Below are 17556 nucleotides of genomic sequence, written 5' to 3'. Positions count from 1 at the left end.
GAGCGCCGGAAGCCCCGCAGGTCAGCGGCTCGTAGCACCCGCCACCTTGACTTCCCGGTACCGACGCGCGTGTAATTCCAGGCATGTCGTTCCGGCAACCGGGGGATGCGGACGAGGGTCCGCACGGGTCGGCCACGACCAGGGTCCAGGAGGCACAGATGCTGGAGGTGCGCATGCACGGCGACGACGGCGTCACCGCTGCGGCCGGGGTCGCCCCGGTGGCCCTCATCGGGGGCGGGGCGCTCGCGCCGGCCACCCTCGAGGACGTCCTCGACGTGGTCGAGGGCGACGGCGGCGACGAGGCGGGGTGGCAGGAGCGCGCGCTGTGCGCCCAGACCGACCCCGAGGCCTTCTTCCCGGAGAAGGGCGGCAGCACCCGCGAGGCCAAGCGCGTGTGCCTCGGCTGCGACGTGCGCGCCGAGTGCCTGGAGTACGCCCTGGCCAACGACGAGCGCTTCGGCATCTGGGGCGGGCTGTCCGAGCGCGAGCGGCGCAAGCTGCGCAAGCGCGCGGTCTGAGCCCCTCCGAGCGGGTGGAGGGAGCGGCGGGCGTCACCGCGGTGGTCGTCTGCTCCGACGGCGCGCGCTGGCTGCCCCGGCTGCTCCGCGCCCTGCGGGCGCAGGACCGGCGCCCGGACGCGGTCGTGGCGGTGGACGCCGGCAGCACTGACGCGACGCTCGAGCTGCTCGCCGCCGCGCGGCAGGAGGGGCTCGTCACCCACGTCGTCGAGCTCGGGCGCCGCACCGGCTTCGGCGCCGCCGTCGCGGAGGGCGTGCGCGCGGCGCCCGCGTCGGGCTGGTACTGGCTCCTCCACGACGACTGCGCCCCGGCCCCCGACGCGCTCGGGCGGCTGCTCGGCACCGGGGAGGCCGACCCGGGCGTCGCCCTCGTCGGCCCCCGCCTCGTGGGCGGCCCCGACGGGCGCCGGCTGCTCGAGCTCGGCACCTCGACCACCCTCGGCGGGCGGCGCAGCACCGGCGTCGAGCCGGGGGAGGTCGACCAGGGCCAGCACGAGGGCGTGCGCGACGTGCTGGCGCTGAGCACCGCCGCCCTGCTCGTCCGGGCCTCCGCGTGGGAGCGGCTCGGCGGGCTGGAGCCGCTGCTGCCGCTGTTCCGCGACGACCTCGACCTCGGCTGGCGCGCCCGCCGGGCCGGCTGGCGCGCGCTCTGCGACGCCCGCACCTCCGCCTGGCACGCCGAGGCCGCCCGGCACGGCCTGCGCCCCCACCCCTCCCCGGGCGGTGCGCCGCTCGTCGCCGAGCGGCGCGCCGCCCTGCTCGCGCTGCTGCTCGACTGCGGCGCGCTGGCGCTGCCCCAGGTGCTGGTCCGCGCCGTGGTGGGGGCCGTCGGCCGCGCGCTCGGCCTGCTGCTCGCCGCGGCACCGGGCTCCGCCGCCCGCGAGCTGCTCGCCGTCGCCGCCGTCCTCGTCCGCCCCGACCGGGTCGTGCGCGGGCGCTGGCGGCGGCGCCGGACGGCGCGCGTCCCCTCCCGCGAGCTGCGCCCGTTGCTCGCCCGCCGCACGGGCGTCGTGCGCCTCGTCCGCGACGCCGCCGCGGCCGCCGTCGCGCCGGCCGAGCGCGGCGAGGAGCGCGGGCTGGCCGCCGAGGTGCGCGGCACGGGGCTGCTCGTCGCCGTCCTCGCGGTGGTCGCCCTCTGGCCGCTGCGCGACCTGCTCGGCGGGGCGCTGGCCGGGGGGCCCGTGGGGCGCGTGCCCGGCAGCCTCGGCGCGCTGCGCGGCCTGCTCGTCGACGGCTGGCACCCGGTCGGCCTCGGCTGGGCCGGGGTGTCCGCCGCCGCCGAGCCGCTCGTCCCGCTCTGCCTGGCCGCCCTCGCCGCCGGGGGCTCGCCCGTGCTGGGCGCCGGGCTGCTCGTCGCGCTGGGCGTGCCGCTCGCCGGGCTGACCGCGTCGCTCGCGCTGCGCGGGGTGCTCGAGCGCCGCGCGGTGCGGCTCTGGGCGGCGGGGGCCTACGCCCTGCTGCCCGCGGCGACCGGCGCGACCGCCGGCGGGAGGTCGCTGAGCGCCCTCGTCGTCGTCGCCCTCCCCGTCCTGCTGCGGCTGGCCGGCGCAGCCGCGCAGCCGGGCCGGCGCCGCAGCTGGCACGCTGCCTGGGGAGCCGCCCTGCTGCTCGGCGTGCTCGCCGCGGCCGCGCCGCAGCTCTGGACGGCCCTCGCGCCCGCGGGGGTGCTCCTCGCCCTCCTCGCGCTCGCGCAGCGGACCCGCGCGGGTGCTGCCGCCGCCCTGCGCGTCGCGCTCGTCCTCGTCCTCCCGCTGGCCCTGGAGCTGCCCCTGCTGCGCGCGGCGCTCGACGAGCCGCGCGCGGCGCTCGCCGTCGCCGACGGGGGTACGGGCCGGTCGGCCCCCTGGGAGCTGCTCCTGCTCCACCCCGGAGGGCCGGGCATGGCGCCGGTCCTCCTCGCCGCGCCGCTGGTCCTGGGCGCGCTCGCCGCCCTGCTCGTCGAGGGGCGGCGCGCCGCCGCCGTGCGCACGGCCTGGCTGCTCGCCCTGTCCGGCTGGGCCGCCGCGCTCACCGCCGCCGGAGCGCACTCCGCGGGGCGCGGGCCGTGGACCGGCCCGGCGCTGGCGGTGGCCGGGGCGGGCGTGCTGCTCGCGGCGGCCACCGGCGCCGAGGCGGCGGTCGTCCGGCTGCGGGCGCGCGCCTTCGGCTGGCGCCACCCCGCGACCGCGCTGGTCGCGGCGCTCGCCCTGCCCGTCCCGCTGGTCGTCGCGCTGCTCTGGGTCGGGGCGCTGCCCGTCGCCGGCACGAGCCGCTCGCCCCTGCGGGCCGCGGAGCCGTCGCTGCCGGCGTACGTCCTGGCGGACCTCGCGACCCCCGACCGCCCGCGCGTGCTCGTGCTCGCGGGCACGGGGACGCGGCTGCGCTGGGCGGTGGAGCGCGGCGGCGGCAGCCCGCTCGGCGGGGACCCCTCGCGGGAGCCCGCTGCGGCCCGGCGGGCTGCGGCCGCAGCGGTCCAGGCGGTCGCGTCCGGGCAGGGCGGCGGCGCCGCGCGCGGCCTCGCGGCGCTCGGCGTGCGCTACGTCGTGCTGCGCGCGCCGGTCGACGAGGCGCTGCGCCGGACCCTCGACGGGGTGCCGGGCCTCACGCGCTCAGGGCGCCAGGAGCCGGACGGGGTGTGGGAGGTCGCGTCGGGCCGCACGGGCGGGCTGTCCGCGCGGCTGCGCGTGACCGACGCCCGCGGCGCGGACCTCGCCGCCGTCCCGGCCCGTCCCGTCGGGGCCGTGGCCCGTCTCGCCGCCGGCGGCGCCGGGCGGCTGCTCGTGCTCGCGGAGCCGGCCGGCCCCGGCTGGCACGCCGCGCTGGACGGGCGCCCGCTCGCCGCGGCCAGCGACCCGGTCGCCCGCTGGGCCCAGGCCTTCGCCCTCCCCGCGTCCGGCGGGCGCCTCGTCCTGCGGCACTCCGCGCCGGCCGTGCGCCCCGAGCAGGAGCTGCGACTGGCCGGGGCGGCCCTGCTCCTCCTCCTCGCCCTGCCGCTGCCGTGGCCGCGCCGCCGGAGCGCGTCGTGAGGGGCGGGCCCGTGCGCGTCGTGCTGGCGGCGGTCCTGCTCGCCGCGGGGGCGGGCGCGGCGACCCGCGCGCAGCCGGCAGCCCCCGCGCCGGCGGCTCCGCCCGCTGCCAGCACCGTGCCGCTCGCCGCCGCGGTGCTCGCCTGCCCCGACCCGGTGGTGGGAGGCGCGACGACGTCGGAGGTCACCGCGGTCTCCGCAGGCGCCCTCGACGGGGGCGAGGTGCGCGGGCAGCTCGCGCTGGACCGGCTGCAGGGGCGCGGCCGCCTGCAGGGCGACGCGCTGCCCGGCGGGGGCACGGCGCTGCTCGAGCGCCGCCGCGGCGAGCTGCTCCACGCCCTCGTCCCCGCCGGCACCGGCCCGGTCGTCGCCCGGGCCTCCGGGCTGCTCGCGCCCGACCTCGCGGCGGGGCAGTGGACGCGCTCGACCAGCGGGCTGGAGCCGCAGGGCAGCGCGACCGGGTCCTCGCGCGGCACCGGACTGGCCGCGTGCTCCTCCGCCACGACCTCGACGTGGTTCGTCGGGGGGAGCGGCGGCACCGGCCGGACCGCCGCGCTCTACCTGTCCGACCCGGACCCCGCCCCCGCGGTGGTCGACGTCGAGGTCTGGGGACCCTCCGGCCCGCTCGACGCGCCCGCGCTGCACGACGTGGCGCTGGCCCCGGGCGGGCAGCGGGTCCTCCGGCTCGACGCGGTGGTGCCCGCCGACCGCTACGCCGTGCACGTCGTCCCGAGCCAGGGCCGCGTCGCCGCGGCGCTGCGCACGAGCGAGGCGTCGGGGCTGCAGCCGCTCGGCTGGGACTGGGTCCCCGCCGCCGAGGCACCCGCCGAGCGGCTCGTGGTCCCCGCCGTGCTGCCCGGCTCGGGCACCCGCACGCTGCGCGTCGTCGCACCGGGGAGGCGCTCGGCCGTCGTCGCCGTGCGCGTCGTCGGGCCCGACGGTGACGTGGCGCCCGACGCGCTCGCCGCGGTGCGCGTGCGCGCCGGGACCGTGACCGACGTCGACGTCACCAGCGCGGTCTCGGCGACCCCCTCGGCCCTCGTCGTGAGCTCCGACGTCCCGGTCACCGCCTCCGTGCTCGAGCGCCAGGGCGCCGCCCCCGGCGCGAGCACGCGACCGGGGGAGCTCGCGTACACCGCCGCCGTCCCCCCGCTGCGCGCCGGCGAGGTCGCCGTCGTCCCCTGGGTGCCGACCGGGACCGGCCGCTTCGCCGAGCTCACCCTGTCGGCCACCACGACCGCCGCCCGCGTGCGCCTCACCCCCCTCGGGCGTCCGGGGCGCCCGGCGCCCGCGGCCAGCGAGGTGGACGTGCCCTCCGACCGGACCGTCCGTGTCGCGCTGCCGACCGCGGTCGGCACCTACCCGTACGCCGTGCGCGTCCAGGTGCTCGCCGGCTCCGGCCCGGTCAGCGCCGGGGTGACCCTGCGCGAGGCCGGCGCCGACGGCCCGCTGCTGGCGGCGCTGCCGCTGCGCGCGGTCGCGTCGTCGGTCCGGGTGCCCGCCGTGCAGGAGGACCCGGGGCTGGCCCGCGGCTGACCGCCGTACGAGCTCCGTCCGCTCCGGTCCACCTGACTCCACGTGCGTGGGACGTCGACCGGCCTGCGCGTGGTGCGCTCGGCGTACGGGCACGACGCCTTCCTGCTGGAGACCGCGCAGGTCTCGGGTCTCGTGCGCGAGGCGCTCGAGCTGGCCGAGGTGGCGCTGGCGCGCGCTCCTCAGTCGTCGTCGCGCAGGTCGTAGTCCGGGTCGACGGACTCGGGCGGCAGGCCGAGCAGCTCGGCCACTTGCTCGGTGACGACGTCCTGCACGAGGTCGGCGAGGTCGTCCGGGCCGACCGCCCGCGTCTCGACCGGCCGGCGGTAGATCACGATGCGCGGCGCCAGCCCGGGCGTCGCCGGGAAGGCGCGCCCGAGCGGGACGGGGTCCGGCCCGGGGCTCGGCGCGTCGGTCGGCGGCACGTCCTCGACCGCCACCTCGAGCCCGCGCAGCTGGTCGGCCCAGCGCTGCTCCAGGCTCTCCACTGCGTCGAGGACGAGGTCGTCGAAGACCTGCGCGCGGGTCCGCGCGAGCGGCGTCCCGGGCGGGCTGAGGGGGCCGCGCAGCCCGCGCCCGTGCCGGTCGCGCCGGCGTCGGCGGGGCAGCGGGGGCATGCGCCGCAGCGTACGCGGCCGGCTCCGGGAGCAGCGGAGGGCGAGCGCGACACGGGCGGCGCGGCGGCAGGTCCCTGCGCACACCCCGCGCGGGTCCTATCGTTGCCCCTCGTGAGCCCGATGCGCCGCTGCACCCGCACCGCGTGCGGGCGGCCTGCCGTCGCGACGCTGACCTACGTCTACGCCGACTCCACGGCCGTCCTGGGCCCGCTCGCGACCTACGCCGAGCCGCACTGCTACGACCTGTGCGCCGAGCACGCGGAGCGGCTGACCGCGCCGCGCGGCTGGGAGGTCGTGCGGCTGGCGCTCGGGACCGCGGCCCCGCAGCCCTCCGTCGACGACCTCGAGGCGCTGGCCGACGCCGTGCGCGAGGCCGCTCGCCCCGCGGCCGACGGCGTCGCCCCCACCCCCGTCGGGCCCGGCCGCAGGGGCCACCTGCGCGTCCTGCCGCCGCCGGAGCGCTGAGACCCGCGCCGCGAGGGGCCTCCCGCGGCACCCCCGCGCCTCGATAGGCTGCCCGGCATGGCGGACCTCTCCCAGATCATCAAGGCCTACGACGTCCGCGGACTCGTGGGCGAGCAGATGACCGAAGACCTGGCCCGCGCCGTGGGTGTGGCCTTCGTCCAGGTCGTGTGCGCCGAGACCGGCGCCGACGCGATCGTGGTCGGCAAGGACATGCGCCCCTCCTCGCCCTCGCTGTCGCGGGCCTTCTCCGAAGGGGTCGCCAGCCAGGGCGTGTCGGTCACGGACATCGGTCTCGCGTCGACGGACCAGCTCTACTTCGCGTCGGGCTCCCTCGACCGGCCCGGCGCGATGTTCACCGCGTCGCACAACCCGGCGGCCTACAACGGCATCAAGCTCTGCCGCCCGGGCGCCGCGCCCGTGGGGCAGGACACCGGGCTGCGCCGCGTCTCCGAGCTGACCAGCCAGTACCTCGACGAGGGCCTCCCGCCCGCCGTCGCGACCCCCGGGACCATCGAGGAGCGCGACCTCCTCCAGGACTACGCGGCCTACATGCACCAGCTCGTGCCGCTCGCGGCCGCGCGCCCGCTCAAGGTCGTCGTCGACGCCGGCAACGGCATGGCCGGCCACACCGTGCCGGTGGTGTTCGGCTCGCTGCCCTTCGAGGTCGTCCCGCTCTACTTCGAGCTCGACGGCAACTTCCCCAACCACGAGGCCAACCCCCTCGAGCCGGCCAACGTCGCCGACCTGCAGAAGGCCGTGCTCGAGCACGGCGCCGACATCGGCCTCGCCTTCGACGGCGACGCCGACCGCTGCTTCGTCGTCGACGAGCGCGGCGAGATCGTCTCGCCCTCGGCCATCACGGGGCTGGTCGCGGTGCGCGAGCTGCGCCGCGAGCCGGGCGCGGCCGTGATCCACAACCTCATCACCTCGCGCGCCGTCCCCGAGATCATCACCGAGCACGGCGGGCGCCCCGTGCGCTCGCGCGTCGGCCACTCGTTCATCAAGGGCGACATGGCCGAGCACGGCGCGATCTTCGGCGGCGAGCACTCCGGCCACTTCTACTTCCGGGACTTCTGGAAGGCCGACTCCGGCATGCTCGCGGCGCTGCACACGCTCGCCGCGCTCGCCGAGGCGCCGGCGGGGACGCCGCTCAGCGGGCTGCTCTCCGCGTACACCCGCTACGTCGCGTCGGGCGAGATCAACAGCCGCGTGGCCGACCCGCGGGAGCGCAGCGCGGCGGTCGAGGAGGCCTTCGGCAGCCGCGACGGCGTCGTCGTCGACCACCTCGACGGGCTGACCGTCACGCACCCCGACTGGTGGTTCAACCTGCGGCCCTCCAACACCGAGCCGTTCCTCCGGCTCAACGCCGAGGCGGCCGACGTCCCCGCGATGGAGGCGCTGCGCGACGAGGTGCTCGCGATCGTGCGGGCGCAGTCGTGACGGCGGGCCCGCTCGGCGTGGCGCCCTGGGTCCTCGAGATCCTCGCCTGCCCCCAGGACACCGCGCCGCTGCGGGCCGACGAGGCCGCCGGTGAGCTCGTCTGCACGCGCTGCGGGCTCGCCTACCCCGTCCGCGACGGCATCCCCGTCCTGCTCCTCGACGAGGCGCGCCGGCCGTGACCGGCACGCTCGTCGCCGACGACGCGCTGCTCGACGACCCCTCCGCGCTCGCCGCGGCGGACCACGGCGGGATGCTGCTGGCCTGCGCCTCGGCCGGGGCGCAGGTCCGCGCGGCGCTCCGCACCAGCGCAGAGGCCGGGCTCGCCGCGGTCGCGGCGGAGGGCCGCCCGCGCAGCCTCGTCGTCGCCGGCGTGGGCGGGTCCGGGACGGCGGGGTCCGTGCTCGCGGCCGCCACCGGCACGCGCTGCCCCGTCCCCGTCGTGGGCGTGCGCGACGTCGTGCTCCCCGGCTGGGTCGGGCCGCTCGACCTCGTGGTGGCCGTCTCGTGCAGCGGGCGCACCGAGGAGACCCTGCTGGTCGTGGAGGAGGCCGCCCGGCGGGGCTGCCGGCTCGTGACCGTCGGCGCCGCCGGCTCGCCGCTGCACCGCTACGGCGAGCAGGCCCGCGCCCGCCACGTCCCGGTCGACGCCGGTGGGCGGCTGCCCCGGGCCAACCTGTGGGCGCTGTCGGTCCCGCTGCTGGTGCTGGCCGACGCGCTCGGGCTCGCGACGGTCCCCGAGGCCGACCTGCTCGCCACGGCCGACGCGCTGGACGCCACCGCCACGGCGCTCGCGCCGTCGGTGCCGCTGGGGGAGAACCCGGCCAAGGACCTCGCGCTCGCGCTGGCCGGCCGGCTGCCGCTGGTCTGGGGCGCGTCGAGCGTGGCGTCCGCCGCCGCGTACCGGCTGGTCGGGCAGCTGGCCGAGAACGCGAAGCTGCCGGCCGTCCTCGGCGACGTGCCGGAGGTCGGCCACAACCAGGTCGTCGCCTTCGACGGCCCGTACGCCGGCGGCGCGGTCGACGACGTCTTCCGCGACCCCTTCGACGACCCGGCCGGGATCTCCCTGCGCCCCGTCCTCCTCCGCGCCGACGACGAGCACCCGCGGGTCGCGGTGCGCGCCGGCGCGCTGCAGGCCGTCGCCGAGCAGCGCGGGATCGCCACGACCGTCCTGCGCGCGACCGGCGCGAGCCCGGTCCAGCAGCTCGCCTCGCTCGTCGCCCTCGGGGACTTCGCCAGCACGTACCTCGCGCTCGCGACGGGCGTCGACCCGACCCCGATCCCGGCGATCGACGAGCTCAAGGCGCGCACCGCCCTGGACGCGCGGTGAGCAGCGGAGGCGGCAGCCGCGCGATCGTCGCGGCCCTCGGCGCCAACCTCGGGATCGCCGCCACCAAGTTCGTCGCGTTCGGGCTCACCGGCTCGTCGTCGATGCTGGCGGAGGCGATCCACTCGGTCGCCGACTCCGGCAACCAGCTGCTCCTCCTCGTCGGCGGGCGCCGCGCGCAGCGCGAGGCCGACGAGCGGCACCCCTTCGGCTACGGCCGCGAGCGCTACGTCTTCGGCTTCATCGTCTCCGTCGTGCTGTTCAGCGTGGGCGGGCTGTTCGCGCTGTACGAGGGCGTCCACAAGTGGCAGCACCCCGAGCCGATCGAGAGCTGGAAGTGGGTCCCGGTCGTCGTGCTCGTCGTGTCGATCGCGCTCGAGTCGTTCTCCTTCCGGACCGCCGTCGCGGAGTCGCGGGCGCCGAAGGGCGAGCAGTCGTGGGTGCAGTTCGTCCGCACCGCGAAGGCGCCCGAGCTGCCCGTCGTGCTGCTCGAGGACGCCGGGGCGCTGACCGGTCTCGTCCTCGCACTGTTCGGGGTCGTGCTCACGCTCGTGACGGACGACGGGCGCTGGGACGCCGCGGGCACGGGGATGATCGGCCTGCTGCTCGTCGTCATCGCCACGGTGCTCGCCGTCGAGACCAAGTCCCTGCTGCTCGGCGAGGCCGCGTCCCCCGAGTCCGTCGCCCGGATCCGCGCCGCGCTCGAGCAGAGCCCGCGGGTCGAGCGCGTGATCCACATGCGCACGATGCACCTCGGCCCCGAGGAGCTGCTCGTCGCCGCGAAGGTCGCGGTGCGCCACGACGAGACCGCGGCGGCCGTCGCCGCCGCCATCGACGAGGCCGAGGTGGCCGTGCGCGCCGCCGTCCCCATCGCCCGCGTGATCTACCTCGAGCCCGACGTGTGGAGCGACGAGGCCGCCGCGCGCGGCTCCGACCTGCCGCCGGTCGGTCCGCCCGCGGGCGGGCACTGAGCCGTACGTGCCCGTCAGGCGCTGGCGCGCCTCGTGCCCGTCAGGCGCTGACGCGCCTCGTGCCCGTCAGGCGCTGACGCGCCTCGTGCCCGTCAGGCGCTGACGCGCCTCGTGCCCGTCAGGCGCTGACGCGCCGCAGGAACCGCTGGGTCCGCTCGTCCTGCGGGTCGCCCAGCACCTGCTCGGCGGTGCCGCGCTCGACCACCCGCCCGCCCTCGAGGAAGCAGACCTGGTCGGCCACCGAGCGGGCGAAGGCCATCTCGTGGGTCGCCAGCACCATCGTCATGCCCTCGGCCTGCAGCTCGCGGACGGCGTCGAGCACCTCGCCGACGAGCTCGGGGTCGAGCGCCGAGGTCACCTCGTCGAGCAGCAGCAGGGTCGGGCGCATGGCGAGCGAGCGGGCGATCGCGGCGCGCTGCTGCTGGCCGCCGGACAGCCGGTCGGGGTACGCGCCGGCCTTGTCCTCGAGCCCGAAGCGCGCGAGCAGCCGGCGGGCCTCGTCCTCCGCCTCCCGGCGCGGGGTGCCGAGCACGCGGCGGGGGCCGAGCGTGCAGTTGTCGAGCACGCTGAGGTGCGGGAAGAGGTTGTAGGCCTGGAAGACGATCCCGATGCGGCGGCGCACGGCGTCGGCGTCGACCCGCGGGTCGGTGATGTCCTCGCCCTCGAGCTCGATCCAGCCGTCGTCGAGGGTCTCGAGCAGGTTGAGGCAGCGCAGCAGCGTCGACTTGCCCGAGCCGGAGGCGCCGATGAGCGCGGTGACGGTGTGCGGCGCGACCTCGAGGTCGACAGCGTCGAGCACGACGTGGTCGCCGAAGGCCTTGCGCACCCCGTGCGCCTGCAGCAGCGCGCTCACAGCGGCCCTCCCGTGGAGCGGACCCCGCCCTGGGAGCGGGCCGCGAGCCAATCGGTGAGCCGGGTCATGGGGATGGTGAGGGCGACGAACAGCGCGCCCGCCACGACGTACGGCGTGAAGTTGAAGGTCCGGCCGTTGATGATGCTCGCGGCCTGCACGGCGTCGGTCACCCCGAGCACGGAGACGAGGCCGCTGTCCTTCTGCAGGGAGACGAGGTCGTTGAGCAGCGGCGGCACGACCCGGCGCACGGCCTGCGGCAGGACGACGTGGCGCAGCGACTGGGCGTACGACAGCCCGAGCGAGCGGGCGGCCATGCGCTGGGAGGGGTGCACCGACTCGATGCCGGCGCGGAACACCTCCGCGACGTACGCCGAGTAGGTCAGCACCAGCGCGGCCGAGCCCCAGAACACCACGGAGTCGGTGACGCCGGTGAGCCGCAGCGCCGGCACGCCCAGACCGAGCAGCAGTAGCACGAGGATGAGCGGCAGGCCGCGGAAGAGGTCGGTGTAGGCGGTCGCGAACAGCCGCAGCGGGAACGCGACCGGGCCCTGCAGCGTGCGCATCAGCGCGAGGGTCAGCCCGAGCGCGAGGATGACCACCTCGCAGCAGACCATGATCCGGACGTTGAGCCAGAGCCCGTCGGCGACGTCGGGCAGCGACGTCCACGCCCAGTGCGGGCTGAGGAACGACTGCTGCACGGCCGGCCAGCCGGGGGAGCTGACGAGGACCGCCAGCACTCCGGCGACGAGCGCGACGGTGAGGGTGCCGGCGACCCAGCGGGAGCGGGCGGCGCGCGAGCGGCGGTACGCCTCCCGCTCGCGCTGCCGCTCGCTGGCGACCCAACCGCTCACTCGCCGAGGACGGGGGCGCCGACCGTCTTGGCCAGGAACTGCTGCTGGAGCTCGGTCAGGGTGCCGTCCGCGCGCAGCGCGTCGACCGCCTGCGAGACGCAGCTGGTGAGGGCGCTGCCCTTCTCGAGGACCATGCCGAACTGCTCACCACCGGGCTTGGCCGGGAACTGGCCGACGATCTTCGCGTCCGGGATCTCCGCGGCGGTGATGTAGAACGCGGTCGGCAGGTCGACGGCGAGCCCGTCGATCTGACCGTTCTTCAGCGCGGCCTTCGCGATGTCGTTGGTGCGGAACGCCGCGACCTTCTTCGACGGCTTGACGACGTCCGTGAGCGTGTCGAGGCTCGTCGTGCCGATCTGGCCGCCGAGCTTCGCGCCCTTGAGGTCGGCGATGGTCTTGGCCCCGGCGATGGGGGAGTCCTTGCGGGCGATGATCGCTTGGGTGACGTCGTAGTAGCCCGAGCTGAAGTCGACGACCTTCTTGCGCTCGTCGGTGATGCTCACCTGGTTGATGTCGACGTCGAACTTCTTGCGCCCGGGAGCTGCGACCGCGTCGAAGGGCACGGTGATCCACTTCACCTGGTCGCGGCTGAAGCCGAGCTTCGCTGCCACGGCGTACGCCACGGCGGACTCGTAGCCCTTGCCGTTGGTCGGGTCGTCGTCGCTGAACCACGGGTCGTAGGCCGGCTTGTCGGTGCCGACGGTCAGCACGCCGGACTTCTGCAGCTTCAGCGAGTCCTTGGCGCAGGCGGCGTCGGGAGCGGCGCTCGACCCACCCGCGGAGGCGTCGGGGGCGGCGCTCGCCGCGCCGGAGGCCGGGGCGCTGGCCGCGGAGCTGCCGCCCGCGGCGGCGCTGGGAGTCGCGGCTCCCGTGGAGGAGGAGCTCTGGGCGCAGGCGGCGAGCGCGGCGAGGGCGGCGACGGCGGCGAGGGGGCGCAGCTTCATGGGGGTCCTCGGGAGGTGGAGCCGGTCAGGGTACGCAGCGCTGCGCGGGCGCCGGTCCGCCGGTCCCGCCGCGTCGACGCCGCGAGGGGTCGCGCGCCGTGGATCCCTCGGCCGTGCGCCGCCGCAGAGTAGCAGCGCGTGGGCGGGGGCGTCCTGCGCTGCGGAATCCGCGTCCAGCAGCTGGGACGGGCAGCACCGTCAGAGCAGGCGCGGCACGAACTCGACGGCGAGCGCCACCGCCGCCGCGGCCAGCAGGAGAGCGCCAGCGCGCAGCGAGCGGCGGTAGCCGGCGTCGCCGATCCGGCGCCGTCCGCCCGCCGCGAGCAGGCTCACCGCGAGCTTCGCCCCCACCAGCCCGGCGTAGAAGCCGGCGACGAGCGCGACCGCGGAGGGCGGGCTGGACCGCCACGCCGCCACCGTCAGCGGCCCGAGCGCGGTCAGCCAGGAGAGCCAGGGGTGCGGGCTGGCGAGGTTCACCCCCGCGGCGCGGACGAGGTCGCGCCGCGCCGTGGACGGGGCTCCGGGGGCGGGCAGCACGGCGTACCGCGCCTCCCGCCAGGTCTGCAGCGCGGTCCACCCGACGACGACGGCACCCAGCGAGCCCAGCGCCCCGAACCACCAGTCGGGCAGCGCGTCCGCGAGCGTGACGGCGACGGCCACCACGACGACGTCGCTGAGGAGCGGCGCGGAGGCGACGGCCGCCCCGGCACGGACGCCCCCGCGCAGCGTCGAGGTGACGACGAGCACGAGCAGCGGGCCCGGGCTGACGCCGGCGGCCAGCCCGAGCGCGAGTCCGAGCAGCAGGTCGCCCACGGCGACCAGCCTCCCAGGACGGCCAACCCTGACACGCTCGTGGTAGGGTTGGCCCATGGAGCGCGCCGCCACTGTGCAGGACGCCGCGGCCGCGTCGGGCTGGTCGCCGCGCATGCTGCGCTACCTCGAGGCGCGCGACCTCGTCCGTCCCGAGCGCTCGGCCGCCGGCTACCGGCTCTACGGCCCCGCGGAGCTCGAGCGCCTGCGCAGCCTGCGCGCGCTGCTCGACGAGACGGGCCTCGAGCTCGCCGAGGTGGCCAGCGCGCTGCGGCTGCGCCGCGACCGGGCGCTCGCGGCGGCGGTCGACGAGTGGCTCGACGGCGTGCCGGAGGCCGAGGGACCGGCGCTCGAGGCGCTGCGGTGGGAGCAGGAGCGCTCCGCCCGCCTGTTGCGCCCCGGCCAAGGTTCACGCGACACTGTCAAGGAGCGGGCGGGAGCTGCCGATGCAGCAGCCGGCCCAGCAGAAGAACCAGCACCAGCCCTCCACCCGGAAGCAGGGGAGCCTCCCGCATGACCAGCACCACCACCAGCACCGGGCTGCAGCCCGACGTCCGCAACGGGCTCGACTTCAAGGTCGCCGACCTCGCGCTGGCCGAGTTCGGCCGCAACGAGATCCGCCTGGCCGAGCACGAGATGCCGGGCCTCGTCCAGCTGCGCGAGGAGTTCGGCGGGAGCAAGCCGCTCGCCGGCGCGCGCATCGCGGGCTCGCTGCACATGACGGTCCAGACCGCCGTGCTCATCGAGACGCTCGTCGCGCTCGGCGCCGAGGTGCGCTGGGTCTCCTGCAACATCTTCTCCACCCAGGACCACGCGGCCGCCGCGGTCGTGGTCGGCCCGACCGGCACGGTCGACGCCCCCGCCGGCGTCCCGGTCTTCGCCTGGAAGGGCGAGACGCTCCCCGAGTACTGGTGGTGCACCGAGCAGATCGTCGCCTGGCCGGACGGCGGCGGCCCCAACATGATCCTCGACGACGGCGGCGACGTCACGCTGCTCGTCCACAAGGGCGTCGAGTTCGAGGCCGCGGGCGCGGTCCCGGCGACGGCCGACGACGACTCCGAGGAGTGGGCGGTCGTCCTCGACACGCTGCGCCGCTCGCTCGCGGCGGACCCGCAGCGCTTCACCCGCATCGGCGCCGGCATCAAGGGCGTCACCGAGGAGACGACCACCGGCGTCCACCGCCTCTACGAGTTCGCCCAGGCGGGCTCGCTGCTCTTCCCGGCGATCAACGTCAACGACTCGGTCACCAAGTCGAAGTTCGACAACAAGTACGGCACCCGCCACTCGCTCATCGACGGCATCAACCGCGCCACCGACGTCCTCATCGGCGGCAAGGTCGCCGTGGTCTGCGGCTACGGCGACGTCGGCAAGGGCTGCGCGGAGTCGCTGCGCGGCCAGGGCGCCCGCGTCATCGTCACCGAGATCGACCCGATCTGCGCGCTGCAGGCCGCCATGGACGGCTTCCAGGTGACGACGCTCGAGGACGTCGTCGGCCAGGCCGACATCATCATCACGGCGACCGGCAACAAGGACGTGCTGACGGTCGAGCACCTCTCGAGCACCAAGCACCAGGCGATCGTCGGCAACATCGGCCACTTCGACAACGAGATCGACATGGCCGGGCTGGGCCGCGTGGCCGGCATCCGCCGGACGACCATCAAGCCGCAGGTCGACGAGTGGACCTTCCCCGACGGCCACAGCATCATCGTGCTGTCGGAGGGCCGCCTGCTCAACCTCGGCAACGCGACGGGGCACCCCAGCTTCGTCATGTCGAACTCGTTCTCGAACCAGGTCATCGCGCAGATCGAGCTGTTCGGCAACACCTCGTCGTACGACAAGCAGGTCCACGTCCTGCCCAAGCACCTCGACGAGAAGGTCGCGCGCATGCACCTCGACGCGCTGGGCGTGAAGCTCACGACGCTGTCGAAGGAGCAGGCGCAGTACATCGGCGTGCCGGTCGAGGGGCCGTTCAAGCCGGACCACTACCGCTACTAGTCCCTGCTGCCGATCCCCTTCCGATCCGCACACTGACCAGCAGGTCCGCGTCATGACAGCACGGCGCATCGAGCACTCCGCCCGCTCGATGCCCGTGCTGTCGGCGTTGCGGGACCGGTGGGCGCAGGAGCGCCCCCTCGAGGGGGTGGCCGTCGCCGCGTGCCTGCCGGTGACCGCCGAGACGGCGGTCCTCGTCCTGGCGCTCCAGGCGGCCGGTGCCGCGGTGGCCCTCTGCTCGTCGAACCCGCTGTCGACGCAGGACGACGTGGCGCGGGCACTGCACGCGGCCGGCGTCGCGGTGCGGGCGCGCCGCGGCGCGTCGCGCGACGACTACTACGCCGCCCTGCGCGGCACGCTCGACGAGCTGGCGGACGCGCGCTGCGGCGTGCTGCTCGACGACGGCTGCGACCTGCTCAGCACCCTGCACGACGAGCGCGCCGACCTGCTCGCGGCGGTCCCGCTCGCCGCGAGCGAGCAGACGGCGAGCGGCGCGCTGCGCCTCCGGCGGCTGGCGGCCGAGGGCCTGCTCCGGCTGCCCGTCGTCGCCGTGGACGGCAGCCGCGTACGCCGCGTCGTCGACACCCGGTGGGGCAGCGGCCAGGCCACGGTCGACGCGCTGCTGCGCGGCAGCGGGCTGCTCATCGCCGGCAAGACGGCCGTGGTGGCGGGCTACGGCGACGTCGGCCGCGCCGTCGCCACCCGGCTGCGCGGCATGGGCGCCCACGTGGTCGTCACCGAGGTCGACCCGGTCGCCGCGCTCGAGGCCGTCCTCGAGGGCCACCGCGTGCTGCCCATGGCCGACGCCGTGCGCGAGGCCGACCTCGTCGTCACCGCGACCGGAGGCATCGGCGTCGTCGCGGCCGAGCACGTGCCGCTGCTGCGCGACGGTGTCGTGCTGGTCAACGCCGGGCACTTCGACGTCGAGGTGGACGTCGCGGCCGTGGCCGCCGCGGGGACGAGGCTGCCCCGCGTACGACCCTCGCTCGACACGTGGCAGCTGCCCGACGGCCGGCGGGTCAGCGTCCTCGCCGAGGGCCGCGTGGCAGGGCTCGCCGCCGCTGAGGGGTCGCCGCCCGAGGCCATGGACGTCGCTTTCGCGCTGCAGGCGCTGGTCGTGCGCTGGCTCGTCGAGCAGCACCCGGAGCGCGCGGCCGTGCTCCCCGTCCCTCCGGAGCTCGACGCCCGCGTCGCCGAGCTCGCGCTGGCAGCGCTCTCCGTACGCGTGGACGTGCTCAGCGAGGAGCAGCGGGCGTACCTCTCCTCCTGGCGGTCGGGCTCCTGATCGGGCCACTCGCGCGGCATTGGCCCTGTCCGCCTGGCTGGTCGGTCAGCAGGATGGCAGGGTGACCTCCCGCCTCGCCCAGCTCCTCGCCGGCCTCGCGGCGTACGGCCTCTCCGACGCCCTGCTCGTCCGGGCGGGGCTCGGCCTCGACCCGTGGACCGCGCTGCACCAGGGACTCGCGCGGCAGAGCGGGCTCAGCATCGGCGTCGTCACCAACCTCGTCGGCGTCGCCGTGCTCCTGCTCTGGCTGCCGCTGCGGCGGCGCCCCGGGCTCGGGACCGTGCTCAACGTCGCGCTCATCGGGCCGTTCCTCGACCTCGCGCTGCGCGAGCTGCCGCACGCGCACGGGCTCGTCGCGCGGGGCGCGCTGCTCGTCGCCGGGGTGCTGCTCAACGCGGTGGCCACCGCGGCGTACGTCGGCGCGGGGCTCGGCACCGGACCGCGCGACGGGCTGAGCCTGGGCCTGGCCGAGCGGGGCCTGCCGCTGTGGCGGGTCCGCACCGCGGTCGAGGTCACCGTCCTCGTCACCGGCGTGCTGCTGGGCGGCACCGCCGGCATCGGCACCGTGGCGTACGCGGTGGCGATCGGCCCGCTCGTCCACCGGCTGCTGCCGCTGCTCGCCCGCGCCCCTCAGACGGGCGGCGCGAAGCCGCCGGCGCCGGGCGGCGAGGGCGCGGGCGGTGCTGGAGCCGGCAGCGGGGGCAGGACGGGCGACGCAGGCACCGCGGTGCTCCCGGCCAGGCGCGCGAGCTCCCGGCGGCGCCGCTCGGCGAGCACGGCGGCGAGGTAGGCCTCCGGCGGCATGCCGGGCAGCGGCGCCGGGGTCACCCGCTCGGCGACCGCTGTCGCGTAGCGCGCGCCGAGCGCCGCCCGCCGGTCGGGCAGCAGGTCGGCGGTGCGGCCCAGGAACGTCCGCGCCTCCTGCGCGAGCGCGTCCGGCAGCCCGGAC

18 protein-coding genes are annotated in these 17556 nt (G+C 77.1%); 13 read left to right on the top strand and 5 right to left on the bottom strand.

The features are described from left to right. Positions 1-158 precede the first annotated feature (158 nt). Genes EV189_RS09600 through EV189_RS09585 form a run of 4 tightly spaced genes read left to right on the top strand, consistent with a single transcriptional unit; the run spans position 159 to position 5262 of the window. Entirely contained in the window at positions 159-518 is a 360-nt protein-coding gene (locus tag EV189_RS09600) for a WhiB family transcriptional regulator (protein WP_269204182.1), read from the top strand. A 14-nt stretch (positions 519-532) separates the two neighbouring features. After that, a complete protein-coding gene (locus EV189_RS09595; RefSeq protein WP_165400219.1) occupies positions 533-3523 on the top strand; it encodes a glycosyltransferase family 2 protein in 2991 nt (996 codons plus the stop codon). Between the two features lie 11 nt (positions 3524-3534). Further along, positions 3535-5058 (top strand): DUF5719 family protein, encoded by a 1524-nt coding sequence (locus tag EV189_RS09590; RefSeq protein WP_130492656.1) that lies wholly within the window; start codon positions 3535-3537, stop codon positions 5056-5058. 42 nt (positions 5059-5100) lie between these two features. Continuing rightward, positions 5101-5262 (top strand): hypothetical protein, encoded by a 162-nt coding sequence (locus EV189_RS09585; protein ID WP_196788547.1) that lies wholly within the window; start codon positions 5101-5103, stop codon positions 5260-5262. Here the strand turns inward: EV189_RS09585 and EV189_RS09580 are convergent. Continuing rightward, the gene (locus EV189_RS09580; protein ID WP_130492655.1) at positions 5238-5672 is read right to left on the bottom strand and encodes a metallopeptidase family protein; all 435 of its coding nucleotides are present in this window, start codon (positions 5670-5672) and stop codon (positions 5238-5240) included. The genes EV189_RS09585 and EV189_RS09580 overlap by 25 nt on opposite strands. Positions 5673-5783: 111 nt before the next feature. Here EV189_RS09580 and EV189_RS09575 point away from each other — a divergent pair, with 111 nt between their 5' ends. The 5 genes from EV189_RS09575 to EV189_RS09555 are packed head-to-tail and all read left to right on the top strand — an operon-like array spanning position 5784 to position 9872. Further along, the gene (locus EV189_RS09575) at positions 5784-6137 is read left to right on the top strand and encodes a DUF3499 domain-containing protein (RefSeq protein WP_196788546.1); all 354 of its coding nucleotides are present in this window, start codon (positions 5784-5786) and stop codon (positions 6135-6137) included. A 57-nt stretch (positions 6138-6194) separates the two neighbouring features. After that, complete coding sequence (locus EV189_RS09570; protein ID WP_130492654.1) at positions 6195-7577, top strand: phosphomannomutase/phosphoglucomutase; 1383 nt, start codon at positions 6195-6197, stop codon at positions 7575-7577. Then, entirely contained in the window at positions 7574-7756 is a 183-nt protein-coding gene (locus tag EV189_RS09565; protein WP_269204181.1) for a Trm112 family protein, read from the top strand. Before EV189_RS09570 ends, EV189_RS09565 begins: the two co-directional genes overlap by 4 nt. Then, positions 7753-8904, top strand: a complete 1152-nt coding sequence (locus EV189_RS09560) for an SIS domain-containing protein (protein WP_231116226.1) — start codon at positions 7753-7755, stop codon at positions 8902-8904. The genes EV189_RS09565 and EV189_RS09560 overlap by 4 nt, the downstream gene beginning before the upstream one ends. Beyond that, positions 8901-9872 carry a cation diffusion facilitator family transporter gene (locus EV189_RS09555; protein ID WP_130492653.1) on the top strand — a complete coding sequence of 324 codons (972 nt, stop codon included), beginning with the start codon at positions 8901-8903 and terminating at the stop codon, positions 9870-9872. Before EV189_RS09560 ends, EV189_RS09555 begins: the two co-directional genes overlap by 4 nt. Before the next feature lie 118 nt (positions 9873-9990). Here the strand turns inward: EV189_RS09555 and EV189_RS09550 are convergent, their stop codons facing one another. The 4 genes from EV189_RS09550 to EV189_RS09535 all read right to left on the bottom strand — a co-directional run bounded on the left by EV189_RS09550 (position 9991) and on the right by EV189_RS09535 (position 13333). Beyond that, positions 9991-10725 (bottom strand): amino acid ABC transporter ATP-binding protein, encoded by a 735-nt coding sequence (locus EV189_RS09550; RefSeq protein ID WP_269204180.1) that lies wholly within the window; start codon positions 10723-10725, stop codon positions 9991-9993. Next, positions 10722-11576 (bottom strand): amino acid ABC transporter permease, encoded by an 855-nt coding sequence (locus EV189_RS09545; protein ID WP_130492651.1) that lies wholly within the window; start codon positions 11574-11576, stop codon positions 10722-10724. The genes EV189_RS09550 and EV189_RS09545 overlap by 4 nt, the downstream gene beginning before the upstream one ends. After that, positions 11573-12520 carry an ABC transporter substrate-binding protein gene (locus tag EV189_RS09540; RefSeq protein ID WP_130492650.1) on the bottom strand — a complete coding sequence of 316 codons (948 nt, stop codon included), beginning with the start codon at positions 12518-12520 and terminating at the stop codon, positions 11573-11575. Before EV189_RS09540 ends, EV189_RS09545 begins: the two co-directional genes overlap by 4 nt. Positions 12521-12718: 198 nt before the next feature. Next, a complete protein-coding gene (locus tag EV189_RS09535) occupies positions 12719-13333 on the bottom strand; it encodes a LysE family translocator (RefSeq protein ID WP_165400218.1) in 615 nt (204 codons plus the stop codon). Between the two features lie 55 nt (positions 13334-13388). On the opposite strand from EV189_RS09535, the gene EV189_RS09530 reads away from it, so the two are divergent. From EV189_RS09530 to yczE, 4 genes are all read left to right on the top strand, one after another. After that, positions 13389-13847 carry a MerR family transcriptional regulator gene (locus EV189_RS09530; RefSeq protein ID WP_130492648.1) on the top strand — a complete coding sequence of 153 codons (459 nt, stop codon included), beginning with the start codon at positions 13389-13391 and terminating at the stop codon, positions 13845-13847. After that, complete coding sequence (gene ahcY / locus EV189_RS09525; protein WP_130492647.1) at positions 13844-15325, top strand: adenosylhomocysteinase; 1482 nt, start codon at positions 13844-13846, stop codon at positions 15323-15325. The genes EV189_RS09530 and ahcY overlap by 4 nt, the downstream gene beginning before the upstream one ends. A gap of 52 nt (positions 15326-15377) precedes the next feature. Next, positions 15378-16607 (top strand): adenosylhomocysteinase, encoded by a 1230-nt coding sequence (locus EV189_RS09520; protein ID WP_130492646.1) that lies wholly within the window; start codon positions 15378-15380, stop codon positions 16605-16607. A 61-nt stretch (positions 16608-16668) separates the two neighbouring features. After that, the gene (yczE, locus tag EV189_RS21130) at positions 16669-17397 is read left to right on the top strand and encodes a membrane protein YczE (protein ID WP_407938118.1); all 729 of its coding nucleotides are present in this window, start codon (positions 16669-16671) and stop codon (positions 17395-17397) included. The last annotated feature ends 159 nt before the right edge of the window (positions 17398-17556 follow it).

Origin of the sequence: Motilibacter rhizosphaerae, from assembly GCF_004216915.1 — a bacterium.
Taxonomy (GTDB): domain Bacteria; phylum Actinomycetota; class Actinomycetes; order Motilibacterales; family Motilibacteraceae; genus Motilibacter; species Motilibacter rhizosphaerae.
Note: the sequence above shows the minus strand (reverse complement) of the source record. Positions and strands in the feature narration are given on the sequence as shown.

Excerpts from the sequence above, each read along its gene's own strand:
- EV189_RS09600 (WP_269204182.1), top strand. The coding sequence starts at position 159 with ATGCTGGAGGTGCGCATGCACGGCGACGACGGCGTCACCGCTGCGGCC.
- EV189_RS09520 (WP_130492646.1), top strand. The coding sequence starts at position 15,378 with ATGACAGCACGGCGCATCGAGCACTCCGCCCGCTCGATGCCCGTGCTG.
- ahcY (WP_130492647.1), top strand. The coding sequence starts at position 13,844 with ATGACCAGCACCACCACCAGCACCGGGCTGCAGCCCGACGTCCGCAAC.
- EV189_RS09530 (WP_130492648.1), top strand. The coding sequence starts at position 13,389 with ATGGAGCGCGCCGCCACTGTGCAGGACGCCGCGGCCGCGTCGGGCTGG.
- EV189_RS09540 (WP_130492650.1), bottom strand. The coding sequence starts at position 12,520 with ATGAAGCTGCGCCCCCTCGCCGCCGTCGCCGCCCTCGCCGCGCTCGCC.
- EV189_RS09580 (WP_130492655.1), bottom strand. The coding sequence starts at position 5,672 with ATGCCCCCGCTGCCCCGCCGACGCCGGCGCGACCGGCACGGGCGCGGG.
- EV189_RS09570 (WP_130492654.1), top strand. The coding sequence starts at position 6,195 with ATGGCGGACCTCTCCCAGATCATCAAGGCCTACGACGTCCGCGGACTC.